Source organism: Mesorhizobium sp. M4A.F.Ca.ET.090.04.2.1, from assembly GCF_003999085.1.
Classification (GTDB): domain Bacteria; phylum Pseudomonadota; class Alphaproteobacteria; order Rhizobiales; family Rhizobiaceae; genus Mesorhizobium.
Genome location: NZ_RZOT01000134.1, coordinates 1 through 11,930, shown reverse-complemented (window position 1 = coordinate 11,930; position 11,930 = coordinate 1). Strand labels below are relative to the sequence as shown.

Here is an 11,930-nt window from a genome sequence, read left to right as displayed (position 1 = left end):
CCGAACGCCCGGTCGGGCTTGGTCGAAAGCTTGCCCAGCGCCTCGTCGCGGCTGCCCTCGCGGCGCTTGCGCGCCTTGATCAGGCCGCCCTCGCCGATCGGCCGGCGGTCGCCGTCGCGAGAGAATTTCGGCGGTTCGGCCCCTTCGCGGCGCGGCTCGGTGCGGCGCACCGGCCTGTTGGAGAAGGGTTTTGCAATCTCGGCATCGAAATTGGCGCCGGATTCCTCGATCAGGCGCTCGCCGAGCTGCTCACGCAGCACGCGGCCCTTGATCTCCAGCACATGGCCCTCCGGCAGATCCTCGAGCTGGAACGGCCCGTAGGAAATGCGGATCAGCCGCGTCACCTCGAGGCCGAGCGCGCCCAGGATGTTCTTGACCTCGCGGTTCTTGCCTTCGCGCAGGCCGATCGTCAGCCAGGCATTGGTGCCCTGTTCGCGGTCGAGGCTGGCTTCGATCGCGCCATAGAAGACGCCGTCGACGGCGATGCCTTCGCGCAAGCCCGCGAGCGCGCTTTCCTCGACCTTGCCGTGGACGCGCACGCGGTAGCGCCTGAGCCAACCGGTGGCCGGCAATTCGAGCACGCGCGACAGGCCGCCGTCATTGGTGAGCAGCAGCAGCCCTTCGGTGTTGATGTCGAGGCGACCGATGGTCATCAGCCGCGGCAGTTCGGCCGGCAGCACGTCGAAGACGGTCTTGCGGCCCTCGGGATCGCGGTTGGTGGTGACGACGCCGGCCGGCTTGTGGAACAGGAACAGCCGAGTGCGCTCGATCTTGGGGATTTCCATGCCGTCGAGATGGACGATGTCGTCGGGCATGACGTTGAAGGCCGGCGAGGACAGCACCCGGCCATTGACCTTGACGCGGCCGGCGGCGATCAGTTCCTCGGCGTCGCGGCGCGAGGCCAGGCCGGCGCGGGCAAGCCGCTTGGCGATGCGCTCGCCGGCTTCCTCAGCGGCTTCGGCGGGACGCGGGCGAGGCTTGAAGCCGCCGCCTGATGCGCCTTGCGGCCGCTCGCCAAAGTCACGCTTGGGGCGATCGCTGAAGTCGCGCTTGGGACGATCCGCGAAGTCGCGTTTCGGACGGTCCGCGAAATCTCGCTTCGGGTGGTCGCCAAAATCACGCTTGGGCCGTTCGAAACGTTTTTCGCCGCCCTCGCCTGACGCGGCCATCGGCCGGTCGCCGCGCGGGGCGTAGGGCTTGCGCGGTCCCTTCTCATAAGGCTTGCCCTCGGGGCGCGGTCCCTTGCGGAACGGCTTTTCGCCGCGCGGGCCAGCGCCCTCGCTCGCCTCACGCGGCAAGTATTCGCGCTTAAAGTCGCGCGCCGGCCGCTCACCGTCCGCTGCCATCGGCCGATCACCACGCGGCGCATAGGGCTTGCGCGGTCCGTCGCGCTTCTCGAAGGGCTTGCCCTCGGGACGCGGCGCCTTGCGGAACGGCTTTTCCGCCCGCGCCGCACCAGCCTCACGAGGCCGGTCGCCGCTTTTGAAATTGCGCTTTGGCCGCTCGCCTTCGGCGGCTATCGGCCGGTCGCCACGCGGCGCGTAGGGCTTCTTGGCGCCGAAGGACGGCTTGCCGCCTTTGCTGGCGGCGCCGTCGCGGCTGCGCGATCCCGCGGCTTTCGGACCGCCCCTGACCGGACCCTTTTTAGCCCGGAATTTCTTGTCGTTGTCGTCCATGTGGCCTTTGCCTGTTTGCGCTGCTACAGCGTGGCGCATCCTTTCGGGCGCGCAAAGGACGCTGTAGCACTTTGATTTGGCGCATGATCGTTTCCGAAAACCGAGTCCGATTTTCGAGGTTAGGCGCTAGATAACAGGATCGCTGTCGGGTGGCGAGGAGATAATCGGAATGGAAACCGCGTGAAGCGGCCGGATTTCATGGCATTGGCGCTTGAGGAGGCGGCAGCCGCCGCGCAGCGCGGAGAAGTGCCGGTGGGCGCGGTCATCGCCAGCCGCGGCATCGTCGTGGCAAGAGCCGGCAACCGCACCCGCGAGCTTGCCGACCCGACGGCGCATGCCGAGATGCTGGCGATCCGCCAGGCCTGCGAAAAGCTCGCCAGCGAGCGGCTCACCGGCCACGATCTCTATGTGACGCTGGAGCCCTGCGCCATGTGCGCGGGCGCCATCTCCTTCGCGAGGCTGCGCCGGCTTTATTTCGGCGCCGTCGACGAGAAGGGCGGCGCGGTGGTCAACGGCGTGCGCTTCTTCGCCTCGCCGACCTGCCACCACGCGCCGGACATCTATCCGGGCATGGGCGAGAGCGAGGCATCGCTCATTCTCAAGGATTTTTTCCGCGAGCGGCGCGAGGTCTAGCCACGATTTTTGGACGATGGCGGGACCGAGGAGGCGCGAAAGATAGCTACCGCTGTCGTTGTGCAGCGATGCGCTGAAACCTTACCACCAGTCGAACCAGCCGCCGCTCTTGCTCTTGGCGGCCGCCTCCTTCTTGAGGCGGCGTTCCTTCTTGTACTCGTCCTCGCCGAGTTCGCCCTGCGGCGCTGTGCCGGCTGCGACGCGATAGGCCAGCGGCGGCTCGCTGAGATATTTGCGGGTGTTCGGGTCGCCCTGCTTGCCCTCTGCCATGCGACGCTGGATCTCGGCGGCGCGGCCCTTGTCGGAGTCCTCCGGCGACCAGCGCGGCGGATGGCTCGAAGCCGAGTCCGCCAACGCCTTCTTCACCGCGGTCGGATCGGTCTGCACGTCGTCGACGATCTGCGACTGATAGGACGGATCGTCCTGGTGGGCGGTGGCGTCGGCGCGCAGGCGGGCGCGGCGCTGCTCCGGCGATTCGGGCCAATCGGCGCTCGCCGTCTCGATGCTCTCCTGCGGCGGCGGCAAGTTTTCCTTTTGACCCGGCGCCGGCTTCACCAGATCGGGACGCGGCTTGTAGTCGATCGGATCCTTGCGCTTCGGCGCGATCGAAAAGGCGCTGGAAAGGTCGCCGGCAAGCTGTTCGCCGGCGGTCTTGTCGGTGCCGTAGGTGGGCGAGCTCATGCAGCCCGACAAGGCAAGTCCGGATGCGACCAGCGGCGCCAGCAGTGCGGCGCGCACACAGATTCTCTCGGTCATGCCAAAAAGTCCCACACTAGACAGCCTCTCGATCGCCACCGGCCAAAAGATCCGGTCCCCATCGACGATGCACTTGCGACGGAAATCCGGCGACAATTTGTCGTCCGGAGTTTCGCGTGTTTACCTCAACCACCCGTTAAGGGCAACGCGCCGGCGGATTTGCATTGCCCGGCGTGGCATTTGTGCACTTATTTGATTGGGTGCATGTCGTTTTCCCAAAACCGCGGCACACTTTTGGGCGACATGCACCTAAAGCCGCCCAAGCGCTTTCAGTTCATGCAGCACGGCCGCATCCCTGGCCGAAACATCGGGGAATGCCCCGTCCTGCCCGACATCGGCCGTGTAGCGCCACGACCGCGCGCACTTAACGAGCCCGCGGTCCTCGGCCTTCTCGACCACCACCGCCACGCCCTTGACGTCGTCCAGCGTGAACGCGCCGTCCGGCGCCTTGCCTTTGGCGATGACGAGATCGCTGGTGATCGCCATCTCGGCCATATCGACATCCGATATCGCCGCTTCCAGCGCGGCATCGTCGAGGCTCACGACCGGCACGGCCTCCAGCGAGGAGCCGATCAGTTTCTCGGCGCGCGCGATCTCCAGCGCGCCGGTGACGACGCGGCGCACCTGCCGGACCTTGCGCCATTTCTCGGCCAGCGCCTCGTTCCGCCAGTTTTGCGGAATGACCGGGAACTGGTCGAGATGCACCGAGACGGCATCCGGGTGACGATCGAGCCAGGCCTCTTCCATCGTGAAGGGCAGCATCGGCGACAGCCACTTCACCAGGCATTCGAAGAGGTGGCGCACGACCTGCACAGCCGCCTTGCGGCGCAGGCTCGATGGCCCGTCGCAATAGAGCGCGTCCTTGCGGATGTCGAAGTAGAATGCCGAGAGCTCGACCACCATGAAGTCGAGCAAAGCGCGCGTGATGCGCTTGAACTCGAAGGCGTCGTAGCCCTGGCGCACCACTTCGTCGAGCTCGGACAGCCGGTGCAGCATCAGCCGCTCCAGTTCCGGCATCTCATCCAGCGGAACGTCCTCGCCATCGTCGTGGGCAAGCGTGCCCAGCATCCAGCGGATGGTGTTCCTGAGCTTGCGGTAGGCGTCGATATTGGTCTGCAGCACGTTCTTGCCGAGGCGCTGGTCTTCCCAATAGTCGGTCGTCACCACCCAGAGCCGGAGGATATCGGCGCCGGACTGTTTGATGACGTCCTGCGGCACCACGGTGTTGCCGAGCGACTTCGACATTTTCCGCCCCTCTTCATCCATGGTGAAGCCATGGGTGACGACGGTGTCGTATGGCGCCCTGCCCCGGGTGGCGCAGCTTTCGAGCAGCGAGGAGTGGAACCAGCCGCGATGCTGGTCGGAGCCTTCGAGATAGACGTCGGCCGGCCATTTGAGATCCGGACGGTCCTCCAGCGTGAAGACATGCGTCGAGCCCGAATCGAACCAGACATCGAGGATGTCCATCACCTGATGCCATTTCGCGGCATCGTGATTGCCGAGGAAGCGCTCCTTGGCGCCGGGCGCGAACCAGGCGTCGGCGCCCTCGGCCTCGAAGGCCTCCATGATGCGCTGGTTAACCGCCTCGTCCTTCAGCACGTTGCCGTCCACGTCGGCGAAGACGGCGATCGGCACGCCCCAGGCGCGCTGGCGCGATAGCACCCAGTCGGGGCGCTCCTCGATCATGGCGCGGATGCGGTTCTGGCCGGCGGATGGCACGAAGCGGGTGTCGTCGATCGCCTTCAGCGCGCGGCTGCGTAGCGTCGTGCCGTCGCCGAGGTCCTTGTCCATGTAGACGAACCATTGCGGCGTGTTGCGGAAGATGATGGGTTTTTTGGATCGCCAGGAGTGCGGATAGGAATGCTTCAGGCGGCCGCGCGCGAACAGCGCGTTGCGCTTGATCAGTTCCTCGATGACGGCCTGGTTGGCGTTGCCCTTCTTGCCATTGTCGTCGATGACGCGCGCTGCCCCACCTTCGCGGTCCGGACCGAAGCCCGGCGCGTCCTTGGTGAAGAAGCCGGCATCGTCGACCGGGAACGGGATCGCGGTGTCGACGCCGCGCTTGAGCAATTCCGCCACGGCGTCCATCCAGGCGTCGAAGTCCTCGCGGCCGTGGCTGGGCGCGGTGTGCACGAAGCCGGTGCCGGCATCGTCGGTGACATGTTCGCCACCGATCATCGGCACCGGGAACTGGTAGCCGTCGGCCAGCCCCCTGAACGGGTGCGAAAGCGTCAGGCTGGCAAGCTGTTCGGCCGAAACGTCGTGAACGCGCGCCAGCGTCACCTTGGCCTTGGCGGCGGCGTCCTCGGCCAGCGCGTCGGCGAAGATCAGCTTCTCGCTAGGCTGTGGACCGAACGCGTTCTCGGCCGCGGTCACCTCGTAGAGACCGTAGGCGACGCGCGGCGAATAGCTGACGGCGCGGTTGCCGGGCAAGGTCCAGGGCGTCGTCGTCCAGATGACGACATGGGCCTCGAGCAGATCGAGCGACGATTCCGACAGCGCCGCCGCGGCGGCGTCCTCGGCGCCGACGACCGGGCGCGCGAGGCTCGCGACCGGGAATTTCACCCAGATCGTGTCGCTCTCATAGTCCTGGTACTCGACCTCGGCCTCGGCCAGCGCCGTGCGCTCGACCACGCTCCACATGACCGGCTTCGAGCCACGATAGAGCTGGCCGGACATGGCGAATTTCAACAACTCGCCGGCGATGCGCGCCTCGGCGTGATAAGCCATCGTCGTATAGGGATTGTCGAAATCGCCGACGACGCCGAGGCGCTGGAACTCGCCGCCCTGCACCTTGATCCAGTGCGCGGCGAAGTCGCGGCATTCCTTGCGGAATTCGTTGACCGGCACCTCGTCCTTGTTCTTGCCCTTGGCGCGGTACTGCTCCTCGATCTTCCACTCGATCGGCAGGCCGTGGCAGTCCCAGCCCGGCACGTAGTTGGCGTCGTAGCCGCGCATCTGGAAGGAGCGGTTGATAACGTCCTTGAGGATCTTGTTCAGCGCATGGCCGATATGGATGTTGCCGTTGGCGTAGGGCGGGCCATCATGCAGCACGAATTTCTCGCGGCCGGCGGCCTCCTCGCGCAGCGTGCGGTAAAGGTCCATGTCCTGCCAGCGCTTGACCAGCGCCGGCTCCTTCTCGGGCAAGCCGGCGCGCATCGGGAAATCCGTCTGCGGCAAGTAAAGCGTGCGGGAATAGTCGATCGTTTCAGCGGTATCGGTCATTGGTCTGCCATGTGCATTGCCCGGCGGCGGAAAAGCTCGGGCGTTGAACTATCATCATCTGGAAAAGCGCGAGAGCCACGCGCAAAAGTCCCGGCGGCTCCGGCGGCGCTCAGGCCACCCGGAACACCGGGCTCGTAATTCGTATCGCGATCGCAAACAGGCGCGAAAAGCTCGTCATGGCCGGGCTTTTAGCGGATTAGTCAGCAGGAATAAAGCGCCGAGTTCAGGCGGCTACATTGAAAAGTCGAAGCGATAGGTGGTCGACACGCCGACGGTCCACTGGTTGCGGTCGCCGCGCTCCTTGACCAGGCTGGAATCAGCCGCCGGCCCCATCAGGCGCGAATACTCGGTGAAGACGCTGGCCGTCATCGGCTCGGTCACCTTCCAGGTGATCGCGCCGCCGAGGCCGGTCGACTTCAGGCCGCCGTCCGGATGGTATTCGCTGAGGCCGGAGGCCGCCGCCTCGGTGGCGTTGACGCCGTAGTAGGCGTCGAAATAGCCCGACGAGGCGAAGGAAACGCGCGGCCCGCCGGAGATGCGGACCGTCGGCGTGACGTCGTAGAAGGCATCCGCCGCGATGTCGGCGACGAAGCCGTCATGGGCGCGGATGCCATGCCTGAGCTCGGCCCGCGCCCGCACCCAGTCGAGCGGATAGAATTCGAAAAAGCCGCCGACCTCGCCGCCCCAGCGCACCGGATCAAGGCCTTCCAATTCGTCCTTGCTGGCACGCGAGAACAGGAGCTTGCCGGTGAGGCCGGCGCGCACGCTGCCGTCGTCGATCAGCGCCAGCGAGATGTTGTCGTTGCGCGAGGTGAAGCGCGCTTCCGGACCCACCTTGCCGAGCGAGATGATCGGCTGGGCGCTGAGCATGTACTTCTTGCCGCCCTCGAAATTCGGCGCGATGAGGCCGGTTGCGCCGAGCGTCAGGTACCAGTCGCCGGATATCCAGCTGCCCTCGCCCGCCCCGGCGGTCGGGACACCCAGCAGGACGGCGGTCATTACCAGCGGAATCGCCCGGACAATACGCATCGTTACCCCATACGCGAAACACGCCGGCGCAAACAACCGGCAGTGCTCAAGCCATGGCGCGGGTTCGGTAAAATTTGACTTAAAGTCGTAACATCGGAAGCTGGACTGGTTGACTCCCAACCAATTCAACGACCCGCACTGTCGCAAACTCGAGATGTCCGAAACGCGCTTAGGGTGTGAATTGGGAAGCATCGACAACGGTTGCAACGGGACATTCGGGTTGCTCGCCTCACTAAGCGTCGCCGCTCACTCGGCCTGCGATGGCGAATGCCTGTAGGTTTTTGACCTTTCCGTGGTCCTGGTCGGCGTTAGCGATGATCGAAAAGAACGCCGCGCGGGCGATGTCTTTCTTGGATGCATCGGGGTGTTCCTTCCTTGCCGCCTTCAACAGTTGTTTCGGCGTCATATCCGGCGTCACAATCCGCATCAGAGTATCGCTGATCGTCCGCAATTCCGTGGCATCCATTGGGAAACTCCCTGGCCCCCACTAACAAACTTTAGCAGAGCGACTTTGGTAGCTGAATCTAAATTCACGTTACAAAGCAGACAAGAGCCAGCGCGTGCGGGCTGGGTCGGCTGTCTCATAAGGGCGAAAGCGCATGGCTGCAATCGGCGGCAACCAACCGGCCGGCTCGTGCCGCTAGGAATTGAGGAAGCCGACAGATCAGTCTTCCTTCAAATTTCCGGCTTCGTCCTTGAGCCAGTCGGCACCATGCTTCCACAGCAAGGCACGCGCCTGTTTCGGCGTGACGTCGGCAATTTCCGTCAGATGCTGCTCTTGCCCGGCTCACATTCCTCCTTTTTTCTTTGGTAGCCATCTCCTGTGTCCTTTTCCTGCATCATCGGATGAACGAGGACTGACAGGTATGGTACCGGCCCGCATATCGTCGTCAGCCGGCTTGAGGTCCGGCCACAGATGGTCAAGGCGAGCGGTTGTTTGTGACAGCTTTATGACGCACCATGCAGGGAGGGTCCCTTCGATTGTCGTGAAGTTGCGCGGCGCCGAGGACATCATGCAGGAAACGGAACTGAAGTTCGAGCTGTCGCGGTCGGGTGCGGGATCGCTCCTCAAGAAGAATCCGTTCGGGTCCTCGCCCACAATTCTTCAGCAGAAATCCATCTATTTCGATACGCTCGGATGGGACCTGTCCAAGCGCGGTCTATCGCTTCGCATCCGGCAATCGGGTGATAAAAGGATCCAAACCCTCAAAGCCGGCGATGGCACCGCCGCCGGATCGTTCACGCGCGAGGAATGGGAGCGCCCGGTCGACGGCGATACACCGATACTTGACGATCCGCAGATCAGAGACCTGCTTGCAGAGGATGGCGCAAAGCTGGCGCCATTGTTCGAGGTTCATGTCAAACGGCATTCTTGGAATGTGTCGGATGGCGACGCCACGATCGAGGTTGCCCTGGATCTTGGCAAGGTCGTCGCAGCCGGTCGCGAGGCACCGCTCTGCGAGATCGAGTTGGAGAAGAAGGCGGGCTCGCCGGCAGCTCTGTTTGCGCTCGCTCGGAAAATTGACCTGGTCACGCCGGCGCATCTCGGGGTGCTAAGCAAAGCTGAACGAGGCTATCGTCTGCTTGGCCCTGCACCGGGTGCTGTGAAATCAGTTGCGACCCCGCTCACGTCCGAGATGAGCGTGGCAATGGCTTTCGCGCGCATCGCAGCGGCCTGTCTCAAACAGTTCCGTCTCAATGAGATGGCGCTGGGATGGTCTCGCGATGCCGACTCCCTGCACCAGGCTCGCGTGTCGCTGCGACGGCTGCGCTCCCTATGCTCGATCTGCAAGTCGCTATTCGACGACAGCCGTTTCGACTACATGCGAGGAGAATTGAAATGGCTCGCAGCGGAACTTGGCGATGCACGCAATATCGACGTGATGATCGATCACGCTTCCAGCAGGATTCTTGCAAGCCGTCTTCAGGAAGTGCGCGACGACGCCTATGCGGCGGTCGCAGCATCGTTCTCTTCAATTCGCGCCCGCTCCTTGATGATCGATGTCACCGAGTGGATTTCCATCAAGGACTGGCGAACCCAATCGGATGAAATGTTGTCCGAACAGTCGTCGAAGGATTTCGCCTCGGATGTATTTGATAAACTTTGGAAGAAGGTGGCGAAGGGCGGCAACAATCTTATCGACGCCGATGACGATACCCGCCATAAAGTACGGATCGCCGCAAAGAAACTGCGCTACGCGGCCGAGTTCTTCGAGCCGCTCTACAACGGCAAGGCCGAGGCCAAACGCCATCGACGGTTCATCGAGGCGATGAAGGGCCTGCAGGATCATCTCGGCAGCCTCAACGATATTGCCACCGCCCCCGATATGCTGGCAGCGCTGGAGCTTTCGGACGTAACTGGTGCGGACGATCTCTTCAGCGGCGAGGACAAGTCCAAGCTTCTCAAGGACGCCGCGGAAGCACACGACACCTTTGTCAAGACCAGGCGCTTCTGGCGTTGAGGCAGCATGCGGAGGGAGCGACGAAGCTCCAATGCCCACTTCCGGTGTCACCGCGCTCGCCGGCCTAGCCATCGCCATGGGCTGGCCGGTGCGGAGCTGTTCTATGGCTGCCCGAGAGGCTGCGCCTCGCCCGCCTCGCATTCCGGCAGTCGCACAGGTTTGGCGAGTTTCGCCAGCGCCTCGGGCTTGGCGCAAGCCGGAAAACCGGCGAGCGGCATCGTTTCAATAAACCGGCTGCGCTCACTAGTGCTCAAGCCGACTTCATTGATCATGCTCTCGACGGTCAGGTCGGGGTACTGCTTGAGAGTTTCCCTAACCGCGGCATTCGCCTCATCCATCCGACCCAGAGCCGCAAGGGAGCCGCTAAACACCACCCACCTCCAATGGTCGTAGTTGTCAGGTGTCATGCGCTCCAGCATCTTCAAGGCGTCCTCATACCGGCCGGCCATAAAATAGGCAGGGCCGAAGAAGTTGGACGTCCACATCGGATAGTTCGGGTCGAGCCGCATTACCTGGTCGACCATCTGAGCGCCGCGTTCGGGTTCACCGAAGCGTGCCGCATAGCCGGTATAGAACGTCAGGATTTCGGACGAACCGGGAGCAAGACGAAGGGCCGTATCCAGTTCGGCCTTGGCGCGGGCGTTGTCGCCCTTGTGGCTGAGACTCATCCCAAACACGGCGTGTGCCTCAGCGTCGCCTGGATCGAGCCGCACCGCGTGTTCGGCCACATCGGCAGCCGCCTTGATCTCGCTCTCGGGATTGATACCGAAGCCAGCCAATATGCCATGCGCATGGTAAAGTTCTACCCAGGCGCGAGCCAGCCCGGGGTCCAGCTCAATGGCGCGGTTGAGAAGCGCGATTGCCTCCTGCTCATCGGCTACGGTGATCTCTTCAATCTTCTCGGTCCCGAGCAGATAATAGTCGTAAGCATTTAGGTTTTCAGGTCGTTTGCGTTTGGCCGCGGCCCGCCCGGCCGTCTGAATCAACCCTACGCCACCGCCCAGCCGGTTGGAGACTTGCTCTGCGATCTCGGTCTGGACGGCGAACACGTCCTCAGCGGGCCGGTCCCAACGATCCGACCAAAGGTGGTTGCCGGTTAGTGCATCGATCAACTGTGCGGTGACCCGCACCCGCCCATCTTGCCGCTGGATGGAGCCTTCCAGTACGAAGCCGACATGGAGCGCACGCGCGACCTGGCGGGCATCCACCGGCTTGCCCTTGTAAACTTCCGTCGAATTCCGGGCCACGACGTCAAGTTCGGGAAACCGCGCGAGGTCGGTGATGATATCCTCAGTCAAGCCATCGGCCAAACGCCCGCTGGCCTCGTCGCCATAATTATTGAAAGGCAGCACCGCGACCGACGGCTTGGCCCCCAGTAACGCGGGCTGAAAGAACCACCAGGTCCCCACACCCACCAAAGCCAGCACCACGATCGCCGCCGCAGCCGTCCTGGTCCAGTGCGGCATCGCCTGGCGTAAGGTCCGGCGCAGCCGCTTGCCATCGAGCCTCACCCGGTACATCCGCACGGGGCGGTTGATATTCTTGACGTGCTGCTCGCCGACGAAATCGAGTGGCCAATCAAGCTTGCCCTGCAAATGGTCGTAGGCCGTACCTGACACCATCACCCCGCCCGGCTCGGCAAGCTGCTCTATGCGAGCGGCGATATTGACGCCGTCGCCATACACATCGCCATCCACCAGCGCCACATCGCCAAGATTTATCCCGATGCGGAACACGATCCGCTCTTGCTCCGGCAGTCCACCATTGCGAACGGCCACAGCTTTTTGAATTTCGGCTGCGCAGATCACCGCATCGACCACGCTGTCGAAGACGACAAGTGCGCCATCTCCCAACAGCTTGACAATTCGACCCTGATGCAGAGCGATCGCCGTATCGGTTACGTCGGCCCGGATAGCTCTCAGGCGCTCGATTGTGCCAGCTTCGTCAATCTCGGTCGCCTTTGAATAGCCGACCATATCCACTGCAAGGATCGCCAGCAGTTTCCGGTTCATTGGAGGGACGATCATCATCCTGCCCCGGACCCATCATTGCCAAAATGGTACACCTAACCCAGCATGCTGACGAGAGGCCCGACCCACCAGGCCAGGATGTCGTCCATTGGTCCGGCGGTCGGAAAGGTCGCTTCCAC

8 protein-coding genes are annotated in these 11,930 nt (G+C 63.5%); 2 read left to right on the top strand and 6 right to left on the bottom strand.

The genetic code is table 11. From position 1 onward, the window contains the following. Window positions 1-1,676, bottom strand: a 1,676-nt coding sequence (locus tag EN781_RS12090; RefSeq protein ID WP_127400017.1) for a pseudouridine synthase, incomplete at its 3' end; no start/stop codon positions are given. A 180-nt stretch (window positions 1,677-1,856) separates the two neighbouring features. On the opposite strand from EN781_RS12090, the gene EN781_RS12085 reads away from it, so the two are divergent. Further along, window positions 1,857-2,309, top strand: coding sequence for a nucleoside deaminase (locus EN781_RS12085; protein ID WP_126055118.1), 453 nt, complete (start codon window positions 1,857-1,859; stop codon window positions 2,307-2,309). Window positions 2,310-2,390: 81 nt separating this feature from the next. On the opposite strand, the gene EN781_RS12080 is transcribed toward EN781_RS12085, so the two are convergent. The 4 genes from EN781_RS12080 to EN781_RS12065 form a co-directional block, all read right to left on the bottom strand. Beyond that, window positions 2,391-3,065: a hypothetical protein gene (locus tag EN781_RS12080; RefSeq protein ID WP_126055119.1), complete on the bottom strand. Its 675-nt coding sequence runs from the start codon at window positions 3,063-3,065 to the stop codon at window positions 2,391-2,393. Between the two features lie 249 nt (window positions 3,066-3,314). Next, window positions 3,315-6,290 carry an isoleucine--tRNA ligase gene (gene ileS, locus EN781_RS12075; RefSeq protein WP_126055120.1) on the bottom strand — a complete coding sequence of 992 codons (2,976 nt, stop codon included), beginning with the start codon at window positions 6,288-6,290 and terminating at the stop codon, window positions 3,315-3,317. Window positions 6,291-6,521: 231 nt separating this feature from the next. After that, window positions 6,522-7,289: a MipA/OmpV family protein gene (locus EN781_RS12070; protein ID WP_245455485.1), complete on the bottom strand. Its 768-nt coding sequence runs from the start codon at window positions 7,287-7,289 to the stop codon at window positions 6,522-6,524. A gap of 262 nt (window positions 7,290-7,551) precedes the next feature. Then, window positions 7,552-7,785 (bottom strand): hypothetical protein, encoded by a 234-nt coding sequence (locus tag EN781_RS12065; protein ID WP_126055122.1) that lies wholly within the window; start codon window positions 7,783-7,785, stop codon window positions 7,552-7,554. Between the two features lie 520 nt (window positions 7,786-8,305). Between EN781_RS12065 and EN781_RS12060 the strand changes: the two genes are divergently transcribed. Continuing rightward, a complete protein-coding gene (locus EN781_RS12060; RefSeq protein ID WP_348631377.1) occupies window positions 8,306-9,781 on the top strand; it encodes an inorganic triphosphatase in 1,476 nt (491 codons plus the stop codon). A gap of 101 nt (window positions 9,782-9,882) precedes the next feature. On the opposite strand, the gene EN781_RS12055 is transcribed toward EN781_RS12060, so the two are convergent. Further along, the gene (locus EN781_RS12055) at window positions 9,883-11,808 is read right to left on the bottom strand and encodes an adenylate/guanylate cyclase domain-containing protein (protein WP_126059103.1); all 1,926 of its coding nucleotides are present in this window, start codon (window positions 11,806-11,808) and stop codon (window positions 9,883-9,885) included. Window positions 11,809-11,930: the final 122 nt, after the last annotated feature.